21 protein-coding genes are annotated in these 21,142 nt (G+C 37.8%); all 21 read right to left on the reverse strand.

Annotation, left to right across the window (positions count from 1 at the left end):
- Positions 1 to 313 precede the first annotated feature (313 nt).
- A complete protein-coding gene (locus tag TR08_RS28890; protein ID WP_045524159.1) occupies positions 314 to 1,114 on the reverse strand; it encodes an HAD family hydrolase in 801 nt (266 codons plus the stop codon).
- Positions 1,111 to 2,232 carry a cysteine protease StiP family protein gene (locus TR08_RS28895; protein ID WP_045524161.1) on the reverse strand — a complete coding sequence of 374 codons (1,122 nt, stop codon included), beginning with the start codon at positions 2,230 to 2,232 and terminating at the stop codon, positions 1,111 to 1,113. The genes TR08_RS28890 and TR08_RS28895 overlap by 4 nt, the downstream gene beginning before the upstream one ends.
- Positions 2,233 to 2,242: 10 nt before the next feature.
- Complete coding sequence (locus tag TR08_RS28900) at positions 2,243 to 3,583, reverse strand: phosphoribosyltransferase family protein (RefSeq protein ID WP_045524163.1); 1,341 nt, start codon at positions 3,581 to 3,583, stop codon at positions 2,243 to 2,245.
- Positions 3,525 to 4,721, reverse strand: coding sequence for an HpcH/HpaI aldolase/citrate lyase family protein (locus TR08_RS28905; RefSeq protein WP_045524165.1), 1,197 nt, complete (start codon positions 4,719 to 4,721; stop codon positions 3,525 to 3,527). The genes TR08_RS28900 and TR08_RS28905 overlap by 59 nt, the downstream gene beginning before the upstream one ends.
- Before the next feature lie 76 nt (positions 4,722 to 4,797).
- The gene (locus tag TR08_RS28910) at positions 4,798 to 5,562 is read right to left on the reverse strand and encodes a TerC family protein (RefSeq protein WP_045524172.1); all 765 of its coding nucleotides are present in this window, start codon (positions 5,560 to 5,562) and stop codon (positions 4,798 to 4,800) included.
- Positions 5,563 to 5,636: 74 nt separating this feature from the next.
- Positions 5,637 to 6,218, reverse strand: coding sequence for a TerD family protein (locus TR08_RS28915; RefSeq protein ID WP_045524174.1), 582 nt, complete (start codon positions 6,216 to 6,218; stop codon positions 5,637 to 5,639).
- Positions 6,219 to 6,318: 100 nt separating this feature from the next.
- Positions 6,319 to 6,897 carry a YpjP family protein gene (locus TR08_RS28920; protein ID WP_045524175.1) on the reverse strand — a complete coding sequence of 193 codons (579 nt, stop codon included), beginning with the start codon at positions 6,895 to 6,897 and terminating at the stop codon, positions 6,319 to 6,321.
- 207 nt (positions 6,898 to 7,104) lie between these two features.
- The gene (locus TR08_RS28925; RefSeq protein ID WP_045524177.1) at positions 7,105 to 7,539 is read right to left on the reverse strand and encodes a BrxA/BrxB family bacilliredoxin; all 435 of its coding nucleotides are present in this window, start codon (positions 7,537 to 7,539) and stop codon (positions 7,105 to 7,107) included.
- Positions 7,540 to 7,602: 63 nt separating this feature from the next.
- Entirely contained in the window at positions 7,603 to 8,739 is a 1,137-nt protein-coding gene (locus TR08_RS28930; RefSeq protein WP_045524179.1) for a conserved virulence factor C family protein, read from the reverse strand.
- Between the two features lie 79 nt (positions 8,740 to 8,818).
- On the reverse strand, positions 8,819 to 9,412 hold the full coding sequence (locus TR08_RS28935) for a CDP-alcohol phosphatidyltransferase family protein (protein ID WP_045524181.1): 594 nt from the start codon (positions 9,410 to 9,412) through the stop codon (positions 8,819 to 8,821).
- A gap of 35 nt (positions 9,413 to 9,447) precedes the next feature.
- A complete protein-coding gene (locus TR08_RS28940; RefSeq protein ID WP_045524183.1) occupies positions 9,448 to 10,458 on the reverse strand; it encodes an ABC transporter ATP-binding protein in 1,011 nt (336 codons plus the stop codon).
- Between the two features lie 5 nt (positions 10,459 to 10,463).
- The gene (locus TR08_RS28945; protein WP_045524185.1) at positions 10,464 to 11,267 is read right to left on the reverse strand and encodes an ABC transporter permease; all 804 of its coding nucleotides are present in this window, start codon (positions 11,265 to 11,267) and stop codon (positions 10,464 to 10,466) included.
- Positions 11,261 to 12,163, reverse strand: coding sequence for an ABC transporter permease (locus TR08_RS28950; protein WP_045524186.1), 903 nt, complete (start codon positions 12,161 to 12,163; stop codon positions 11,261 to 11,263). The genes TR08_RS28945 and TR08_RS28950 overlap by 7 nt, the downstream gene beginning before the upstream one ends.
- Positions 12,147 to 13,394: an ABC transporter substrate-binding protein gene (locus TR08_RS28955; RefSeq protein ID WP_045524188.1), complete on the reverse strand. Its 1,248-nt coding sequence runs from the start codon at positions 13,392 to 13,394 to the stop codon at positions 12,147 to 12,149. Before TR08_RS28955 ends, TR08_RS28950 begins: the two co-directional genes overlap by 17 nt.
- A gap of 212 nt (positions 13,395 to 13,606) precedes the next feature.
- Complete coding sequence (locus TR08_RS33760) at positions 13,607 to 14,362, reverse strand: glycine/sarcosine/betaine reductase selenoprotein B family protein (protein ID WP_274521063.1); 756 nt, start codon at positions 14,360 to 14,362, stop codon at positions 13,607 to 13,609.
- Positions 14,359 to 15,333: a lysylphosphatidylglycerol synthase transmembrane domain-containing protein gene (locus TR08_RS28970; RefSeq protein ID WP_045524191.1), complete on the reverse strand. Its 975-nt coding sequence runs from the start codon at positions 15,331 to 15,333 to the stop codon at positions 14,359 to 14,361. The genes TR08_RS33760 and TR08_RS28970 overlap by 4 nt, the downstream gene beginning before the upstream one ends.
- Positions 15,314 to 16,504, reverse strand: a complete 1,191-nt coding sequence (locus tag TR08_RS31645; RefSeq protein WP_081954695.1) for a TVP38/TMEM64 family protein — start codon at positions 16,502 to 16,504, stop codon at positions 15,314 to 15,316. The genes TR08_RS28970 and TR08_RS31645 overlap by 20 nt, the downstream gene beginning before the upstream one ends.
- Positions 16,505 to 16,517: 13 nt before the next feature.
- Positions 16,518 to 16,949: a YdjY domain-containing protein gene (locus tag TR08_RS28980; protein WP_238579270.1), complete on the reverse strand. Its 432-nt coding sequence runs from the start codon at positions 16,947 to 16,949 to the stop codon at positions 16,518 to 16,520.
- 392 nt (positions 16,950 to 17,341) lie between these two features.
- Positions 17,342 to 19,231: an ABC-F family ATP-binding cassette domain-containing protein gene (locus TR08_RS28985; protein ID WP_045524192.1), complete on the reverse strand. Its 1,890-nt coding sequence runs from the start codon at positions 19,229 to 19,231 to the stop codon at positions 17,342 to 17,344.
- Complete coding sequence (locus TR08_RS28990; RefSeq protein WP_045524193.1) at positions 19,228 to 19,878, reverse strand: HD domain-containing protein; 651 nt, start codon at positions 19,876 to 19,878, stop codon at positions 19,228 to 19,230. The genes TR08_RS28985 and TR08_RS28990 overlap by 4 nt, the downstream gene beginning before the upstream one ends.
- Positions 19,879 to 20,211: 333 nt before the next feature.
- On the reverse strand, positions 20,212 to 21,060 hold the full coding sequence (locus TR08_RS28995; RefSeq protein ID WP_045524194.1) for a DegV family protein: 849 nt from the start codon (positions 21,058 to 21,060) through the stop codon (positions 20,212 to 20,214).
- Positions 21,061 to 21,142 lie beyond the last annotated feature (82 nt).

The raw sequence follows: 21,142 nt of genomic DNA on the forward strand, positions 1-21,142 counted from the left end.
TTTCCTCATTTTTCACCTTTTTCCCTGTCCTTACATATTATTGGAGTACTCACATATAAGTAGGTGACTTCATGAGGTTTTTATACAAGCGGCCAAGAATGGAAGATGTTAGCGAGGAATTAAGTATCATTATGGATTTAATGGTCTCGAAAACCTTCGTTATGATCGATTTGTTCTGGTTATGCTTACTTTTTACACTATTTCTTTCTCCCGTTCTTGCCACGGTTAGTATGTTTGTCTTATTTTTTTGTGGTTCTTTTGCTTTGTTCGCTTCGATTTATTTTTATTTCTTTTATCCCTATATTAAAAATAGTTAAATTTTGAGTGATAATGCCTTAAGGAAATGCTGGAGTATTTCTTCACCAGCAGCAACGCCGAGCTGGTTTGTCAGCGTGATATCAGCTGGTCCCTTCACTTTAAGGAGCTCTCCATGGCTTGGGACGAATCGATAGCGGCAGTTCTTTAGAAAATCCCAATCTAGAACAGAATCACCCGCGCCCGCCATTGCTTCCATTCCTTCTCGGTTACAAATAAATTCAAGTGCCTTCCCCTTACTAATCGCAGATGGTATAAAGTAGAGTTTTCTTCCTTGAAGACTCATTTTCCATCCGTATTTGACTGTAAGTTCACGAATTTCTGCTAGTTCAGATGGGGTCGGAAGACAATTTAATATATAGTAGAAAAATAGATTTTCAGCCTGCTTTCTTTCCCCATCCAATGTAATTCCAGCACTTTTTAAGGCAAAGTCTAATTCTTCCTCTGGTGCACATCCATTGTTTAATTGAAGTTCTAAATGTTCAGCCCATTCTTTTAAAGGTTCCCCATTATACAAGATATGAGCTCCATTTGACGTAATCGCATATGACAACGGTATTTCTTCTTCAAAAATCACAAACCTTTTAAATTGTTCTGTCGTCCTAGTTGTAACCGGGATAAACAAACTGTGCTTGCTGACTTCTTTTAACATTGAAAAAGCAGCTTCTGTCATATAACCTGTCCAGTTTCCTTTATTCCTTTCAACCGGCTTCAACACTTTATTCTCCGGAAAACCGAATTCTTCGATTGCCCGATTGGAATACATGATTGTTCGATCAAGATCCGATGCTAATATCATTTACTTGTCCCCTTAACCGATTTAATTAAACCCATACACAAATAATTCATTTCCGGATATGCAGCCACCTCTACGCCTTTTTCTTCCGCTAGCATTAGGATATGTTTCACATAAGGGCTAGAAGGATCGCGCATTAGGATTTTCCACGGGACTCTTCGGAGAAGTACACGTGTGGTTTCCCCGACTCCTGGCTTAATATAATTCGTACTATCAATCTCAAATTCGGCTTGGATGTTTTTAACATCCTGCATACCCAAAAATTCAGTTTTAATATCCTCTTCTTCTCTTTGTAAAGCAATTCCTTCAGCTTCTTGAAAGATAGCAGGAAATTCAGCTTCAATCATTTCGATATATTCATTGGAAACATCACTAGATAGAAGCTCCCGGTAATACTTAGCCCCGTGAAAATCGTGTTTACCGATATACTGGTTGTTTAATACAGTCCGGCTTACAAGGCCTGAGACGGTCGAATTTAAACAAGCACTTGGGATCAGGAAGTCCTCTCTCGTACCAAAAAGCGTGGTGCAATAGCCTGGGTCGGCAATGACAGCAATTGTATCATCAAGGATGATTTTGTGATTACTTCCAAACTCCTGACATGCCTTTGTTAATTCAATCGAAATTGCTCCCTTTCCTGTCCAGCCATCCACGAACTGTATATTTCCGTCTGGATGTTTCGAGAGGATATAGTGAAGCGCATTTTCATCAATGCCTCTATCACGGATAATGGAAACACTATAGTGTGGTAAAGAAAGTCTAAAGCGTGATTTAATATATCTTTTAATCAGAATTCCAACAGGTGTTCCTGCTCTGGCTAGTGATACGAGGATTGCTTCCTTCCCCTTAAGTCGATAGATTTGCTCCGCCACAATTCCAACGCAAAGTGCAACTTTACGCTTATATTCTGAGATGGTACTCCAAAACAAATCTACATATTCCTTTGGCGGCTGGTATTCAATCGGAAGTGATTCACTGTAATGCTGGCCAGATTGAATTCTCATTTCCCGATTTACGGTAGAATCTTCGAGTTTAATATCACTTAAATCCTTTAATAGAAAAAGAACATCATCCTCAGAATAACTTCCCATTTTAGCAGGCTGATTGGTTATGATAGACATTCTTTCACCCCTATGAATGCGAGAAAAAGACGATTTTAATCGACTTTAACTGTAATTTTTCTACTTGTTTTAATAACGGCTGAAGGCTTTCAGCAGGTACTTCCCTCTCAAAAAAAACAAAGAGTTCATCATATTCCCCAGGAGGAATATTGTAAACAAAATGAGCAACATCCTGGTCCTCTGGATTAGGGAAACTGATTCCATGTCTTGCACCATAGCCTTGGATATTTTGAATAAAGATCGGACTTCTTGTCGTTGAATGATAAAAGACATTTCTACCCATTTCCGCAGCTAATTTCATTGGGATATACATAAATTCCCCGGTTCCTAAACAAAGCGTTTTTGAACCCGTCCTATGTTCCCTTATCACATCAGCGGCATCATTTAATTTCTGATGAAGAGCAAGACTTGTATTGCTATTTATCCCAAAGCGGCCTGTTTCCATGATAAGTGGATTCTTATTTTTGGTGGAGACAGTTGCACTTTCAAAAAAGGATGATAATGATAGGAATTCTATTAATGGTTCATTTTCATAGTTTCCAACTAGTTGATCCTTTTGTTCTGGAAGCTTACTAATCTCGTTTACTTGAACCTTTCCACTGATCAAACTTACGATGTTTACTTTTATCCCGAGTGTTCTTTCTAGGTCTGTAAATTGTTGTTGGTTTTCCTCTGAACGCCAATCTAAAATAGATACAACGGTATATTCTCTCCTTGGAAACTGTGTCTGGATGGATTGGATAATATTGATTGCCGTTTTTCCAGTAGTCATTTCATCATCTACTAAAATGATTTCGCGTTCATTATCAATCATGTCTATCGGAATATAGCAGCGATGCGAGGTAGCATGGGAATGCTCTTCTTCAAAGGTTATACAAGGTGTTAGACTAGTAATCTCTTCCCTCGTCGTATGGAAATACTCCGCTTCTTCAAAGCAATCAAAAAATGCGTGACCAAGTGAAGTCGCAGTCTCAGCAAATCCAATTACAACCGGGTTAACAGACTTAGGGATAAAAGAAACGCTTTGAAAATCAGTTTCTTTTTGCTCAAAAGACCTGACCAGCCTCTCTGTTACCTGACCATTCAGACCTTTAATACTTTCTGCATATCTTGCGGCAAGTAATGCTGCCGTTATAAGTCCTTTTTGTGGATTAATGGGTAAATGCTTCCCAAGAACTTTACTAACAAATAAAAACGAACGTTTTTTATTGATTCTTGCTGCCATTGTAAACAGTTCTTCAAGAGGTAACTGATATGGGTTAGCAGTTACATTGATGTCTACGGTTATCGAATCAAGAATTGTATACGTATACGTCTTTTTTGATAAGGTCGATATTTGTGTAACCTTCATGTAGCACCCCGTAAAGCTGAGATTTTAATAAAATTTTTTTTGCCCAAAATAAATGTGGCTTAATTTCATTCATCTTATTTGAAAAATTACTTTTCTTGACTCCATTTGTACCGTTTTCTGCTTCTACAATTGAACACGCGTCGATATATTCCTCGTATGTAACAACATTAAGAGCCTGGACTGCTTTAATATGGGTAGGATGGATGATTGTTTTTCCTGTTAGTCCATTGGCAATGTCCATTAAAACCTCTCTAATTAGACCATCCATATTTTGATCAATTAATTCAGCCCGCAATTTTAAGCCTTCATCACCATAACGTTCACGGAAAGGAGTTTGCCTAAGCTGCGGCTTTAGCATTCTTGGCTTTGAGTAGAAATACTCCCACACAGGTCCTGAAATTACATAAGGACTTTCAGACCGTTGAAAAACATTAATAATATCAGCAATACAATCTCGTAATACAGCAATATCGTAAACAGTGGTATCTACACTTCTGCGAATTCCATACAATCCGCAAAAATCAGTTGCTCCAATTCGTACATTCAATATATTATCCTTATTCCGATCAAGCAGATGTTTTATCGCCATTAATTCTGTCATTCTTGTTTCTTTTTGTATGATTTTATCACTTTCAAGAATAGGCATGGCATAAAAAGGTTTGTGCTCTGTGTGAATATTGACAACCTCAGCTAATAAGTCTTCACCAGACTCTGCGTTAAATTTCGGTAAAACCACTCCAGTTAACAATACAATCGCATTCCCTAATTGTTCCTTGATCGCTTTTAGTTGATCTATATTCCGAATCCGGATAAACATAAGTGGTAAATCGTCAATCGTTAAATAATTCTTGTTGATTTCACCATACAATTTTAGCAGTTCCTCAACTAACAGTTCTTCTGCTTTTTTAACTTCGATATCACCAACAGCATCCTCCAGGTCTATTACCAGTGATGTTAATCCTTCATGCTTTTTTGAAAGGAGATCTTGATGAATATTCGGACGAGTTGCCGGCATGTATAGAGTTGCACCAAGACCATAAGATAAAAGCTCCCGATCACTATATTTGTTAAATTCCTTCGGCTTTTGAAAGAATAATGCCTCAAGCTCATTTTCATAAAAATAGGTAAAATACTTCATTCTCAAATACTCCTTTAATAAAAAAGAATGGGGACGGACTTTCGTCTGCTCCCCATTTTATGTCGTACGTCCATAATTATGATTCTTTGCCCACTTCTTTCTTTTTGTTCATGAAATGAACAATGAAAGTCGCTCCAAATACAAGTAGTAAAATAACAAAGAATGTGATATGACTAACATGAATACCGAAGACACCGGCAAACATTTTTGCAGATATTAATAGAATCAAAATATAAGCTGATGTCTCAAGCTCTGGAATACGATCAATTAATGCCAAGAAAACTCCGGCAACACCACGCATCATAAGAACCCCAAGCATACCACCAAGCAACAGCACCCAAACCTCATTGCTAATTCCGAATGCAGCTAGAACACTGTCAACGGAAAACGCAATATCCATTAATTCTACTGCAGCAACTGTTCCCCAAAAGGTTCCAAATAGTCGAATGAGCAAGCCCTTTTGGTTAATCCCGTGCTCTTCCCCTTCTTCTACCTGACTTGCTTTCCGTTTATCAATAAAATACTTAATTGCTAACCAAGCAAGATAAGCAGCTCCTAAAACTTTAACCACTGTAAATTTAATTAAATAAACCCCAATTCCAATTGCGATAAAACGGAATATATAAGCACCAAGTAAACCATAAAAAAGTGCTCTTTTACGTTGTTCCGGCGGTAAGTGTTTTACCATTACAGCTAGAACAAGAGCATTATCGGCTGACAATAACCCTTCGAGAATAACTAGGGTAGCGATTAATCCCCAGTTAACCGGATTTGAAAGAACCTCAACCCAATGTTGCCAGTCAAAAAATAGTGAATAAGTTTCAATTATTCCTTCCCACATTAAAAAAATTCCTCCCGGATGTATATGTTTTCTTTCAAAGACCCAGCAAGCGCTGGGTCTTTATTTTCTAGCTGTTATCCTACCTGCAATCCGAAGTCTGTTGCTAATGCTGCAAGGCCGCCTTGATAGCCGCTGCCAATTGCGCTAAATTTCCATTCACCGTTATGACGATATAGTTCGCCAACAACTACCGCTGTTTCGATAGAGAAATCTTCTCCTAAATCATAACGGATCAATTCCTCACCAGTTGCTTCATTAAAAATACGGGCATATGCATTAGATACTTGACCAAAGTTTTGGTTTCTTGCTGCTGCATCATGAATCGTAATTGTAAAGGTAACACGTTGAATTGTAGCAGGAATTGCTGTTAGATTGATGTTTACTTGCTCATCATCACCATCACCTGCACCAGTACGGTTATCTCCATTATGTACAACTGCACCATTCGCACCTTGTGGATTATTGTAGAACACAAAGTCAGTTTCATTTGTAACCTTACCATTTTCTCCTAATAAGAATACGGATGAATCTAAGTCGAAATCATTACCGCCATCATATTTATTCGTATCCCAGCCTAATCCAACTACTACATTTGTTAATCCAGGATTTGTTTTTGTTAAATCAACTTTTTGACCTTTTGATAAACTAATTGCCATTTTTTCATTCCTCCATTTTAGGTAATAGTCTATATACGAGTTTCTCTAAGAAAGGTTTCAATAATTATAATAAAACTTTTTTCTCTTCTTTAGCAAATCGTTAACTCATCCACTTTGGCGGGGTATTTTTATCCCAATAGATCGATCCTAGCTCATGATGACTTTGGAACCCGTCATGATAGGTATGGTAATGAAAATTAAACCAGTATCCAGCTTGTGGTGGATTATCCCTTCTAACATGAAAACGAAGAACATCCGAATTTGTATCACTATTTTTAATGTTAAAAATCTTCTCTGATTGACCTTTTCCCGGTGTCTCAGTGATAGCCAAGTTTAGCAAATCCTCTGTTGGGAACTGAGCGGCTGTTTCCTGTAATGCTTTTTCAATATTTGGCATGATAATTTCCCTAAATTCATTTTCAATGACAGGTTTAATCCTTGTGCCAAATTTTTGATAGGATTGCTGCTCTGCTTGTTTAAGTAACTCCTCAAGAATCTGTTCTTTATTAACCTGAGATTCTTCAAAGTAGCTAGTTTGTAGGGATGGAACTGATTCAACTGTGTCTCTCTCATTAGGTTTCTCAGCATTTACGTTATTTATTAATTGAGTCGGTGTAATAAGACCAAATGTTAAAAGTGAAACTAGTACGACAACTGATTTACGAATCCACTTATTCATCTATATTCCCCTTTGTACCTGGAAGAATTCAAGTAATTTTTCCGATATTTTTTTGACTTCTACCAATTATTATACTTCTTTTGTTGGCAAAATGGAAAAATCATTTCTTACAGATTAGTAGAAATTCTTATTTTTCAAGATTCCCTGCTGTGGTAACAAACATTTCCTTAAAAAACTCCAAAAAAAAGGACGTCGTATGACATCCTTTTAGCAATTGGTTTCAAATGCAGCCTTTAAATTATCCATAATGGATTCCATTGGCATGCCTTCAATATCATGACGTGGAATAAAGTGTACCACTTTATTTCCTTTCAATAATGCCATTGATGGAGATGAAGGCTCAATCCCCTCAAAATACTCGCGCATTTTTGCTGTTGCTTCTTTATCCTGTCCAGCAAAGACTGTTACAAGGTGATCTGGTTTTTTATCACTTGTTAGAACGGCTTGAGTTGCAGCAGGTCTTGCAAGTCCAGCCGCACATCCGCAAACCGAATTCACAACGACAAGTGTTGTTCCACTCGCATTTTCCATATAGTTTTCCACTTCATCGTCAGTTGTAAGTTCTTGAAATCCTGTTCTTGTTAATTCCTCACGCATTGGTAACACCATTTGTCTCATGTATTCTTCATATGCCATTGACATTATAAAAACCTCACTTTCTATATTTGCAGTTTACTATATCTAATTTGATAAGTGCAATTACTATCAACTTTCTGATTTTCTAGCTTCAGTCATTTGCTTCCATACAGAACCTTTAGCAGCTTCGCCGCCTTCAATCCTTTCAATGGCCATTTTGATTTGCATGCTGACCTCAAATTCAGAATCATTTTCGGCTGCCTTTAAGGCTGGCAATGACTTTTCATCTCCCACTTCATACAAAAACATCGCAGCCCTCCAACGAACCAATTTACTTGAGTCTTGAAGTGCTTGGACCATCTCTTCACTTGCTTCAGGGAAACCAAGATCGGATAAGCAATCACCAGCAGTCCTGCGAACTGTGACCGTCTTATCCTTTAAAGCCTTATATAATAAAGGTAATACTGCTAGGTTCCTTACCATACCCAGGTAAACCGTGGCAAGTCGGCGATTTGATGGCTTTTCATCTGCTAACGCCTTTTCTAACACTGGTAAATCCTCAATCTCAGGTTGAGCCATTTGTTCAAGCAGCTGATAACGAATTTGCCAATCGGGATTGTCTAATGATTCAAGTGTTACCTTTTTGCGTTCTAGTATCGGCTTCTGTTTGGCAGCAGATTCCTTTGTTTGTGCTTTGGATACCAGATCCTCAAGCCGCTCAGCAGGATAAGCAGCAATTAGTTCTTCCACAACTTCCTGACCAATTTGATCAAATTCACCATAGCGAACACCTTTTTGATCCCATCTACGGAGCAGGATATAATTTTCGTCTGGAAGCTGTGTTCGTTCTCTTGCTTTTAAAAAGTATTCAGGCATCCCAAATCTTTTTTCTGTAGAACCATCAGTTAGCTTTACCTGAAGAGGGATATCCTTAAACATTTGGACCTCCACTTTGATTTCTCCAAAGTGTTCGTCTAATTTGTTCTGGGACCCAGTTGATTGCTCTGCTGTTTCACCAAACGCATGACGGACTTGTGGTAATAAATCCTTCCAGTCGAATTTCGCATTTCGTTCAACAGCAAGGAAATCAGCCACATGATATACACCTTTAATCCCTTCAATCTGAAGGATGTTTTGAATAATACCGGGTGCGGTAGCTGCTATTTCTTTTTTATAATTATGGCTTTTTCCCATTGGTAGTTCTTGATCTAAGATAATTTTCATTGTATTTGGGCTTGGAGTTGGTTCAATACCCTTAATTTTCAACAAGATCACCTATTCTTTTATTTATCATAGATAAGTTTACCACATGAAAATAGTACATTCACGATAGATGCTCTTGGATTTACCCTTTTAGTATCCTCCGTGCTTCAAGTAATCGCTGTAACCCAGTAATAATTTCAACCGCAATAAAAACGATCGTCCAAAAAGCTAAATTCCCTTGAAAGAGGACCATTAAGGAAAATAATATAAACCCTTCCGTTCTTTCTGCCAAACCTGGCTGATAATAAAAAGATTTATAACTTTCTTTTTCCGCAAGAGCTCCTACAGTTAAAAAAACCGTCATCGTAAAAATAATCGATACAGCCAGTAGAAGTAATAAGAATAATATAGTTGGTTCCGGGTGAACCATTGCCAATGCTACAAGTATTCCCACTTCTACCACACGATCAAACGTAACATCCAATATCGTTCCCCATGACGAGGATGATTTGCTTTGTCTTGCCATACTGCCATCAACCGCATCTAGAAATCCTGAGATCCAAAGTAATACAACAGCAACTATAGGTTGTCCTAAAAATACATAGATACTTGCTGTAATACCTATAAAAAAGGCCATATATGTAACATGATTCGCCGTTAATCCACTCTTTAATAAGTAATGTGCTGATTTAGAAATCATTGGTTGTACTGCTGCACGTCCATGTGTATCAAGCACACTGATCACTCCCTTCGAGGGTAAACTCTTCCTAATTACTCAGAATACCAATAAATATGCTCGAACATTATCTTAATTTTTATACTTTCCTGCAAGGCTGGTACCTTGCTCCATCCAATGGTTGATACTTCGAGTGTCTCTGAGTTCGATTGAATGGTCAACGTATATCCTTCTCTATTTGGCTTTACCTTCATTATAAACCCTGAAATGATACTATATAACCCTTCCTTAATACCGTTACTTGGGAGTTGCGATTCTTCATCAATAATTTGTAAATGATTGGAGTCGATCCAACCTCTATTCAATGTTTGCGGTAATGGTAAATCTCTTTGAAACCAATTTTGCCATTGTTGCTTTGAGAATCGATTAGGTAAAGATAAGAAATGGGCTATTTTTTCTGAATCTGGTTGTTGAAAGATCTCAGAGGGATTGCCAATTTGCTGTAACTTTCCTTCAAAAATAATACCGATACGGTCTGCAATCGATAAAGCTTCATCAATATAATGTGTAACCCATAAGATTGAAAACCCTAGTCTCCTTTGCAGCTGATATAACCACGAAATTAAATCCTCCCTAAGGGATGTATCCAATGATGCAAAAGGTTCGTCTAATAGCAGCAAATCCGGGTTGAGAATCAGTGCTCGTCCTAATGAAACGCGTTGCTGCTGCCCCCCAGATAACTGGTGAGGGTAGCGATTGCCCAAATTTTCAAGCTGCAAACTTTTTAAAAAGTTACCGGCTTGTAGCCTTCGTTCTTTCGTTGCTACTCCCTGCACTCGTAACCCAAAAGCAATGTTTTCTAAAACTGTCAGGTGTGGGAAAAGTCTTGGTTCTTGAAACACCAACCCCGTTGTTCCTATACCATTCTCCCATGAGATTCTCCCTGATGTTAACGATAATAATCCAGCGATCCCCTTTAAAAGTGTTGTTTTCCCACTTCCAGACGGACCCATTAACACAAATATTTCGCCCGGATGGATCGATAAAGATAAAGAGTTAATAATGCTGTCCTGATGAATTTTAATGGTTACTTGATCCAAGTGCATGTTCCTCACCTACTCTCGTTAGTATTCTTTCTGTTATTGATTCGTAACAGAAGAAAATAAATGATTAATAGTAGTAATATTGGTGCAAAAAACAAAAGACTATATGCCGATACAATCGAAGAATTCCCGCTATTTGCATAAGGAAAGATTACTAGAGGAAGTGTGAGCAACGTTCCTCCACTCATAATCCACGTAGGTAAATATTGGCTATATGAAACCACAAGGACCAAAAAACTTCCTAATAAAAACGATGGAACAAGTAATGGAAACTCAATCCACAAGAATATTTTCCATTCGTTTGCCCCTAAAATGGAAGCAGCTTCATTTAGTTTCTTTCCCATTAACCGATATTGAAACCAAATCGTTGCAACAAAATAGGGGAGCGTTACTAGGATATGAGCAATGGCAGTACTAACATAATCGTTTAAAAAATCTAATCTTAATGCAAAATCATGCATTCCGATAATTGAAATTGTGTAGGGAATAAATAGCGGAGCAAGAAGTATGGAAAACACAATGTTCTTTCCAATAAATTCATTTTGCGCCAACGCCCTGGCAGCAGGAATTCCTAGTACAATGTTACCTAGCAAAGCTATGGCAGCCACAATGAAACTATTAAGAATTCCCTCGAATGCTCTACCAGAAATAGAAAAAAGGTACGTCCATGACTCGATGGTCCAGTTTTCTGGCATTAGTAATGGCCATGGCCAATGTTTGGTAAAACTCCAAATCACTAGTGGAATAAAGGGAAGCAAGATGAACAAAGTAAGAATTCCTATTAAAGTAATTTCTAAAGGTTTTTTTACCATACTCTTCTCCCTCGCTTATACCAATCCATTTGCATGTAAATTAATAAGCTGCCTACTAACAGTGAAATTACTGCTAAAACCACATTCATCGCAATGGCAATCGGCTGTCGTTCTAATCCAAACTGACTATACTCATGGAAAGCTTCAACTGGGATAGACCTAAAGGATGTGCTTGCAATGAGCGCAGGAATCTCATAAGCTCCTAAAGTGAATGCAAAAACTACCCACATCCCGCCAACCCACATGGGTAATAAGATCGGGATAATAACCCATCTTACTGTTTGAGAAAAGGTTGAGCCCAATGCTCTTGCCTGATCTCTCCAATCAGAAATTAATTTTAAAATAAATGGATAAATGAGCAAAACAATGAAAGGAACTTCCTTCCACATATAGGCTAATAGGACGCCTATACCCCATTCATCATGAACGAGGACCGGGAATTCCTCTAGCTTGTCAATCCAGCCAAAATAATAGGCAATTCGTGAATACCAGCCACTTTGCATAAAAACTTGAATGAGGAGGTATGCAGCCAATAAATGAGGTATTCCGATTGGAAGCTGAAAAATGATATGCAGCCATTTCCATCTAGCACTTTTTGTTGCTAAAAAAATGGCTGTAAGTAATCCAATGATCCCGGATAAAACTGCTACTGCGGCTGCAATTCCAACGGATACAGCTACTGATTGAAAAAAAGATGGATTCATAAGCTCCTTGTATGCCCAAAGAAGATCCTCTTCACCTAACAAAGAAATTTGATGAGAACTTCCAATACTTAGACACAGAGCATGGAAGCTTCCGCCAATAAAAAAGAATAGCATAAACAAAAGGGCTGGTAGAATACCCAACAGCCCTTTATAACTATTTAATTGTACACGCAATCTATTTTTTTCCCACATTTTCAATCCATCCTCGTTCAAGCCATTGGACATATTCTGCTCCAATCTCAGGGATTCGATGATTGGACAATTCGTCCTGTGATAAAGTTGCCTTCCCACGGTCAATGGATTCCATTACTTTTTTATCTTCATCAGATAATTTATCCACTGAAAGTGACATGGTTTCACCCCAATACTCAAGGTCCATTTTCTTTAATTGAGCCTCTGGGGAAAGTAGATAATCAATAAGTACTAAAGCACCATTTGCATTCGGTGCATTATATGGGATTGCGAGAAAATGAGAATTAGCAAGAGTCCCTTTATCGAATACAAACGTTCTCGTAGTATCCGGGAATTCGCCACTTTTAATTAAATTTGAAGCGTTGGCTTCATCATAGCCCATCGTCATCCATACTTCACCATTCTTATATAATTGTTTAAGCTGTGCGATGGACTGAGGATACGATTTTCCTTCACGCCATAAATAGGGCTTCATCTCATTAAGTACTTTCCAAACTTTATCATCTTCATTATCTATTAATGCTTCATCATAGTCGTTTAAAAATGCTTTGTAATTTTCAGTTTGATAATGAAGGACATGACGGACAAATGCACTTCCTGTAAAATCTGGCGGCGCTGGGTAAGTGAATTTCCCTGGGTTTTTCTTAACCCAATCCTTTAATTCACTGATAGACTTAGGTGGGTTGGTCATTTTGCTAGAATCATAAGCAAATACAAATTGCACCTTTCCCCAAGGGGCTTCATAGCCTTCAATCGGAAATCCAAAATCATATTTTATATCATCACTTTCAGTATCGACATAGTTCTGAAAATTTGGTAGTTTCTCAGTAAAAGGTCCTAAAAGCAGCCCCTCCTGCTTAGCAATTTTAAAGTTTTCACCGTTAATCCACAAAACATCCATTTCACCTGATGTTTTATTTGCTTTTTTCTCAGTCATTAACTTATTGATAAATTCTGTTGCATCCATTGGATAACGTTTTAATTCAACATTATATTTTTCTTTTAACCTAGGTGCAACCCACTCATCAATGTACTTGTTAATCCCTTCATCCCCGCCCCACATAAAGAAATTCACTTTAGTGCCACGGGCATTGTCTTTAATGCCTTTCCAATCACTTGTTAAAATATTTTTATCTATAGGTTTCGTTTCATTTTTATTATCTGATGTGCAGGCAGATAAAAACAATATCAACATAATCAGAATACTGTTAATACAACGTGATTTTTTCATAAACATCCCTTCCTATAACCTGCAGCTAGATTTACAATTAAAATAATTTTCCCATAGTCCTAAAAATTTAAATAAAGCTAAGCTAAAACCATGGACTGCCAGAAATGATGATAAGTTAAATGAGACAATTAAGCAATAAACATTAAAAAACATAATCCCAACTAACAATAGCCATCGACTGTGCCAAATGATTTTTTGCATTTTTTTAGCATTCATTTCTTATTCTTTCCTTTCCACTTATATGGAAGTTTGATCATCGTTTCTGGGGAATTTATCTCCCTTAAATAATGCATAGCGTCAAGAAGGATTTGTCTTTGCATATCTAATTCTCCTGCTCTTCCAAAGCTTCTCCCTAATGGAAAGCGAATGTGTAACGATCTTGGAACCCGTACTTTTTGAGTTAAATCCACTAAATGTGAAATAGAGATCGTCGGTATCCCAGCCTTTTCAATTGCATATTGAATCAATCCCACGGATTGATGGCATATATATCAGCCAGGATTAAGGATGACAGCATCGACCTTTTCCTCTTTCAACTGTTTAAGGATTAATGGAATCGTTTCTTCAATTAAAGGTTCAGTATTTGGGATATACCCCATTACACCATAATGTGTCTGAGCTGTTCCCCCGATGATTCCTTCTTCAGCAAGTTCTTTAAGACGAAATAGCGGAAATACACAGTTAATATCTCTATCTGCATCTGATCGATCAAAGTGAGTATGACTTATCATTAATTCCTGTTCTTGTGCTACTGCTGGAATAAACCGAACAGTATGATCCCCAGCTTCCACATCAAACACAGGCTGCGACTTTAAATGAACACCAGCTGTTGTGACTAAAGCAAAGACTGCTTCATTCGTTGGTTTGGTGAAATTTGTTATTGGAATTTCTCCTGGAATGGGGTCAACCATGTGCTTCGCCCGTTGACTGACAATCGATTCAATTAAACGATTCCCAGATAATTTCACACCTTCCTCCCCCTTTCAACCATCCAAAAAAATCCCCCTGCTAAACTAGATAACGAAACAAGCAAGAAAAACATTAGCGATACGGTTACAGATATTTCATCTGGAACCCCGAGTTCATGAAAAAAGAAAATATAACAGCCTTCACGAACCCCAATACCATTTACGCTTATTGGCAGCATGGTAAGCACGGAAATAAGTGTGATAATCATTAGCAATTCCACCCACGGCACAGAAATGTCGAAGGATAATAACAATAAATGATTGATTAGCGCCATTCCAACTTGGAATAGAATCGAGAGAATCGCAATCCATAGCCACCACTTTATTCCTTCTTTGCGATAATCTGAGGCTGCTTCTCCTATTTTGACAAGCGAGCCCTTCAATTTTTGCAGTCCTATGGCATCTTTTGTGTGAGGGATTTCCTTCTTCACTCGAGACTCCTGTTTGATCCATCTACCTGCTAACAGAAACACTAGTAGGATTATCCCTGTTCCGAGAAAGATAGGGAAAAGAAATTCTCTAGCTGATTCCATAGAAAAGGAGGCAAAAATGGCAATGACTATTAATGCGGCACCACTCGTAATCCGTTCAAATCCAACAGAGGCGGTCGCAATAGGAATTCCCGTTATTCTACCTAAATAGTAAACTCGAGCCACATCCCCGCCGACACTACCTGGCAGAAAATTATTAAAAAATAGACCGATATAATAGAGACGCCCCAATTTATTAAATGAGGCGCCTTTCTTATCGACTTGATTGAATGAAGAGTCGACGAGCATTTTCCATTTCAAAATACTAGGTGTCACTGTTAATTGGATTGCTATGGCTGCTGCAATAATATAAAAGAGGGAGCCTTGTTTGGCTATCTCAAGAATTTTATTCCACTCAAACTTATTTACTAGCCATAAGAATAGTAGAGTACTCCCTACTATTCTTATAACTAAACCTTTTTTATCCAACTTTGTTTCCATCTACCTTTACCCCTTGCTTCACCTTACTCCATCCTTGGAATTTCGGACGAAGAATCATACCAATCACAGCTAGCGCGATGACAATTGTAAATAGGAAGAACAAAATCTGTACGGTGCTCGTTGCATTTTCACCGAGATAGGAATATAGAATCGTTGCAGGTAATTGCCCAAGGCCAGTAGCCCAGAAGAACTGCCAGAAAGAAATGGACGTAACACCAGTTGCATAACTAACTAAATCAAAAGAAACAATTGGAACAAGTCGTGCAATAAAAACGGCATGTTTTCCGTACTTAGCAAAAAATTGATCCCACCAAGTTAATGCTTTCTTGGTAACAATTTTTTCAACAACTGGTCTTCCTAAAAATTTTGCAAGGTAGAAACAAAGGATGGCTCCTGCCATGGCACTGCTCCATGAGAGAATAGCGCCTAAACCCCAGCCAAATAAAAGCCCGTTTGCAAAGGTAATGACGAATGCTGGCAGTGGTGCAATGATGGATTGAAAGACCATCATTAGCCCGGAAATGACTGCAGCAAGAGGACCAAATGATAATAGATAATCTCTGAATCCTTCAACATCCGCGTCTTTTAAATAGACCATTGATTTATTGATTGTACTCTGAATCTCACCTTGTCCGAGGTATATTAAAATAAAGAAAGCAATTATGCCAAATAATGACATCATCCCAAACTTCTTCAGTTTTGATAATTGATTCCATCCACTAGTAGTTTCGTCCTCAATACGATCATTTTTCATTAGATTTAAGACTAGAAGGGCAATACCCAATGGAATGATAATCATTAATAGATTATTCATTCCTCCTAGGGTTGTCAGATGATCCATGAATAGTGCTTTTCTTACAACATTAGCAGGGAGAATGGCTAGGCTACCTTGCGAAATTGTAATAAAAGCAATAACACCCAAACTTGCAATTGCGCTTATCGTGGTCGCTAATGAAGATTCCCAGATAGCAAGTTTCTTAGCATTCATAAACGTTTTTAAAAAGTAAAACCATAGTCCAGTAAGAAGCGAAACAGTTACAAAATATTCACTTTCAAAACACATATCAATAAATGAATTTTGAATCATCAGTAAGGCTAGAGCCAATCCAATAAGGAGGAATAGCACTATTGAAGAAACCAAGGATCCGAGTCCACGGAATATGTTTTTCATTTTCATCACCTTATTAATTTACAATCGAATACGTTAAAACTACAGGTGTTCCGTCCTCCGGAAGGATGTCTGGGTTACCAAAGAATTCAGCATGACCACCTTCAAAAGCACCTACAGGTTGAGAAGAGTTACTTGTAATCCCGGCTGGACAGCTATCAAAGCACATAAAGCAGCCAGTGTTTTTTGCTTCTTGAACATCATAGTTTCCACCAAATCGATAAACTAGTTTTTTTCCTGTTGTATCAATAAATACATCATTAATGTCATATTCTTTTTCTGCCTCTTCCCATGTAATGGTTACATTCACTTCATCACCTAAGATAAACTTTCCATCAGCTTTTTCTTCAAACTCTTTACTTGTGTCGCCGCCTTTATCAACTGCAGGTACACCACCAAGTTCAACTAAAGCTTCATTTTGGTTTCGCTCCCAAGGATATTTAGTCACAAACACTATCTGCCAGTTTTGTGAGTTATTAACTTTTTAGGTTAATATAAGAATATCATAAAAAATTAATAGTTTACGTTTGCCTATCGTTCAAAAAATCGACAAAAAGTTGTGTTTTTTTTGTTAACTGAGCTGCTTTTTGAAAAATAAAAAATGAATCCCCTTGAAAAAAAACCTTATTTTATAAGGTTTATAACCATTACATACCTGATTGGCATACACATTATAATTAAATATGATTGTAAGATAAATTCAATATATCTATTTGTCCGGTTGATACTCATCGACTTTTTATATAGACAAATATTGGTTAAAAAGAGTTGAAACTATATCGCTGATACAATTTCTCAAGACCAATAAAATGCAAAAAAAGTACGTCAACGACGCACTTTTTACTCGCTTTCCGCTATTTCAGCTAGATATTCCCATCTTTCGATTAAATACTCGAGCTTTTCGTTTAATTCTGCTTCTAATTTCATTAATTCTTGCGCTTTTGTGAAATCGCTGCCTGTGTTTCCCATTTCTTCCGCAACCTCTTCTAATCGAGCTTCCGTTTTAGAGATTACTTCGTCAATTTCTTCCCACTCTTTTTTCTCCTTAAAGGTCATTCTTTTCTTTTTTTCCTTTTCTGGAGCTTTAGTTGGTGCAGCCGTACTAGTTACATCCTTTTTCGCTTCTACAGCAGATTCTTTTTCTAGATATTCGCTGTAATTTCCATAAAAAGAATCAATTTGCCCTTCACCACGCAAGACAAGCAGCTGGTCTACCACTTTATCAAGGAAATATCGGTCATGGGATACTGTGATTACCACGCCAGGAAATTCTTCGAGATAATCTTCAAGAACCGTCAATGTCTGAGTATCGAGATCATTTGTCGGCTCGTCCAGTAAAAGGACATTAGGAGCGGTCATTAATAGCTTCAACAAGTATAAACGACGCTTTTCTCCACCGGATAATTTACGAATTGGCGTTCCATGCGAAAATGGCGGGAAAAGAAAACGTTCGAGCATGAGTGCTGCAGATAATGTTTTACCATCTGACGTCTCAACCACTTCAGCGGTTTCTTTAATGTATTCAATCATCCGCTTGTTTTCATCCATGTCCTCATTTTCCTGTGTATAATAAGCAATTTTCACCGTTTGTCCCATGATGAATTCACCTTCATCAAGCGGCAGCTTTTTAGCCAAGACATTTAAAAGGGTCGACTTTCCAGTTCCATTTCTACCTATTATCCCAAGTCTGTCACCTGGTTTTACTAGTAAATCAAAGTGATTTAATATTGTTTTTTCCCCGTAGCGCTTAGAGGCGTCCTTTAGTTCAAATACCTGTTTCCCAAGTCTGCTTCCATTAAGAGAGATATCTACTTTTTCTCCTGTTGGCTTCCCGCCTGAAAGCTTATCTTCCAGGTCATCGAAACGCTGAATCCGCGCTTTTTGTTTCGTTGTTCGTGCCTTAGCACCGCGTCTCATCCACTCAAGCTCTCGTCTAAAGAGATTTTGTCTCTTTTCAAAGGTGGCAGCCTCATTTTCCTCACGAATCGCTTTTGCTTCCAAAAATGCAGCATAGTTCCCTTTATAGCTGTAGAGGTTCCCGCCATCAAGTTCAAACATTCTGTTCGCAACACGATCTAAAAAGTAACGATCATGTGTGACAAGAAGGATCGAGCCACTATATCGGCTTAAGTAATCCTCCAGCCACTTTACAGAGTCAAAGTCTAAGTGGTTTGTAGGCTCGTCAAGGATAAGTAAATCTGGTTCAGCAATTAGCACTTGAGCTAATGCTACACGTTTCTTCTGCCCCCCGGATAGCTCACCAATCTTCTTTGTAAAATCCTCAATACCGAGTTTCATTAAAATCGACTTGGCGTTTGTACTTGCGTCCCACGCATTTAAAGCGTCCATTTGCTTTTGCAATTGGAAAAGATCCTCTTGAACCTTTGTATCATTCGGTGTGATATTCAAGAGCAATAGTGTTTTTTCATATTCCCTCATCAGCTTTAGAATAGGTGCTTCACCGTGAAAGACCTGTTCTAAAACGGTTTTGGCTGGATCTAAATCTGGCTGCTGGTCTAAAAACGCAATCGAGTAATCCTTACCAGTGATAATTTTTCCGTCATCCGGCTGATCTAAGCCTGCAATAATTTTTAATAGTGAAGATTTACCCGTCCCATTAATTCCAATTAAGCCCACTCGCTCTTTTTCACCAATCGTAATGGAAATTTGGTTAAAAAGCTGTTTTTCTCCATACGTTTTTGTAACATTTTCTACTGTGAGCATCTTCATCGGTCTTGACCATCCCATTCTAGATAAAATTGTTCTAAAAAGTACTCCATCATTTGATGACGTTTTTCTGCCATTACCTTTGCTGTTTCTGTATTCAGTAGGTCCTTTAATTTTAATAATTTTTCATAGAAATGATGAATTGTCGTTGATTTCCCTTTTCGGTATTCTTCTAGACTCATTTCTTCTCGTACATTTAGATTTGGATTGTATATGGGTTGTCCTTTTTTACCACCATATGCAAATGTTCTAGCAATACCAATCGCGCCAATAGCATCTAATCGATCAGCATCCTGTACAATTTTTGCCTCAATGGTTTTTAGCTCTGTACTTCTTCCGCCTTTATATGAAATCGAATCGATAATTTGAACAATTGCGTTTTGTGTCTCTTCAGACAATGAAATACTTTGTAAAAATAAATCCAGCTTATTTTTCCCTGCTTCAGCACTGTCATTTAGCTTTTCGTCAGGGATATCATGCAAAAGTGCTGCCATTTCAATAATAAATGGGTCACCCGCTTTTTCTTGCATGCAAATATGTAATGCTGTCTGTCTGACGCGGTCAACATGGAACCAATCATGACCCGTTACGTCTTCACCTAATTCACTACGGACAAACGTTGTCGTTTGTTCTATAATTTGATCTTTCATTAACGAAACACCTTCCTTCACCCTTGCTATTTTAACATGAAAAACACACAAAAAATAACCCCGAGCCAATTAAGGAACTCAATATTGAGGTGGTTGGGTGATTTTAATAGAATATCTACACATTATTTGTCGTTATCTACACACTTCCGTATTATATCTACACATTTTTGCCCGATATCTACACAAAATCAAAATATATCTACACACATTTTGAAGATATCTACAAATAACAATAAAAAGGCACCCTATCCCTCTAACGGTAGGAAGCCTTTTTGGTAAATACCTCATCATATTAAATGAACTACCCTTTGGCATGCTCACTTGGGGATAAGTTCATTTCAATCCATTATGCCAGCTGATACCAAGTGTGTTTTCACCTGCGTGTACACCAATTACAGCACCCAACGGGCAGCTAATCACTTTTAGCTCAGGATATAATTGTTCCAATTCCACTTTCCATTCATTTGCATGTTCCTGGTGTAGGCCATATAAAATATAAACTTCTTTAAATTTATTTTTTTCGTAAGATGATTTTAAGTAATCGAGAATTTTTTCCTTCGCCTTCTTATCACTTCTCACTTTTTCTTTTGTATTAAGGGCGCCATCTTCAATTGAAATAATTGGTTTGACGTTCAGCATACTTCCTAGGAAAAACTGCAATCCAGTCATCCTACCACTGCGATGGAGCTGCTCTAAGCTCCCAATAAGAACATATGTCTCGTTTGTGGTTTTCAATGCTTCTAATTGATCCATTACTGCTTCAAGACTATTGCCTGCCTCCAGTAAATCCATACCTTTTTTTAATAATGCGGACATCGGAGCTGTAAGAATATTGGAATCAAACGTTTTAACCGGAATTTCTACAAGCTTTGCTGCCTGTTCGCTCGAAGAAACGGTACCACTAAGTTTTCCTGATAAAAGAACCGCTACCACTTGGTCATAATCCTTTGAAAGTTTTTCGTATAATTCTTGGAAAATCCCTACAGCTGGCTGTGAGGTTTTAGGAGGAGACTTAAGCTCCTTTAATCTCGCAAAAAGCTGCCCTGCGGTTAAATCAATTCCGTCAGCAAATTCTTCACCGTCTAGTAAGATTGTTAGTGGTATTGTATACAAATCAGGATGATTTATTAATTCTTCATCTAAAAAAGCGGTACTGTCAGTTACCCATGCCGTTTTAACCAATGTAATCTCCCCTTATTATTGGTATAAGGTCTTAATATCTAGTCAAAATAATCGTACCTTGAAATCGAAATATTGTAAATAA

It is taken from the genome of Neobacillus niacini (genome assembly GCF_000759675.1).
GTDB classification, from domain to species: Bacteria; Bacillota; Bacilli; order Bacillales; family Cytobacillaceae; genus Neobacillus; species Neobacillus niacini_A.

Bases quoted from the DNA above. Each gene is read 5' to 3' on its own strand.
- TR08_RS28950 (WP_045524186.1), bottom strand. From the start codon at position 12,163: ATGTGGGAAAAAAATAGATTGCGTGTACAATTAAATAGTTATAAAGGG.
- TR08_RS28895 (WP_045524161.1), bottom strand. From the start codon at position 2,232: ATGTCTATCATAACCAATCAGCCTGCTAAAATGGGAAGTTATTCTGAG.
- TR08_RS28900 (WP_045524163.1), bottom strand. From the start codon at position 3,583: ATGAAGGTTACACAAATATCGACCTTATCAAAAAAGACGTATACGTAT.
- TR08_RS28940 (WP_045524183.1), bottom strand. From the start codon at position 10,458: ATGCACTTGGATCAAGTAACCATTAAAATTCATCAGGACAGCATTATT.
- TR08_RS31645 (WP_081954695.1), bottom strand. From the start codon at position 16,504: ATGAAAAACATATTCCGTGGACTCGGATCCTTGGTTTCTTCAATAGTG.
- TR08_RS28945 (WP_045524185.1), bottom strand. From the start codon at position 11,267: ATGGTAAAAAAACCTTTAGAAATTACTTTAATAGGAATTCTTACTTTG.
- TR08_RS28920 (WP_045524175.1), bottom strand. From the start codon at position 6,897: ATGAATAAGTGGATTCGTAAATCAGTTGTCGTACTAGTTTCACTTTTA.
- TR08_RS28955 (WP_045524188.1), bottom strand. From the start codon at position 13,394: ATGAAAAAATCACGTTGTATTAACAGTATTCTGATTATGTTGATATTG.
- TR08_RS28970 (WP_045524191.1), bottom strand. From the start codon at position 15,333: ATGGAAACAAAGTTGGATAAAAAAGGTTTAGTTATAAGAATAGTAGGG.
- TR08_RS28910 (WP_045524172.1), bottom strand. From the start codon at position 5,562: ATGTGGGAAGGAATAATTGAAACTTATTCACTATTTTTTGACTGGCAA.
- TR08_RS28925 (WP_045524177.1), bottom strand. From the start codon at position 7,539: ATGTCAATGGCATATGAAGAATACATGAGACAAATGGTGTTACCAATG.
- TR08_RS28985 (WP_045524192.1), bottom strand. From the start codon at position 19,231: ATGAAGATGCTCACAGTAGAAAATGTTACAAAAACGTATGGAGAAAAA.
- TR08_RS28915 (WP_045524174.1), bottom strand. From the start codon at position 6,218: ATGGCAATTAGTTTATCAAAAGGTCAAAAAGTTGATTTAACAAAAACA.
- TR08_RS28890 (WP_045524159.1), bottom strand. From the start codon at position 1,114: ATGATATTAGCATCGGATCTTGATCGAACAATCATGTATTCCAATCGG.
- TR08_RS28905 (WP_045524165.1), bottom strand. From the start codon at position 4,721: ATGAAGTATTTTACCTATTTTTATGAAAATGAGCTTGAGGCATTATTC.
- TR08_RS28990 (WP_045524193.1), bottom strand. From the start codon at position 19,878: ATGAAAGATCAAATTATAGAACAAACGACAACGTTTGTCCGTAGTGAA.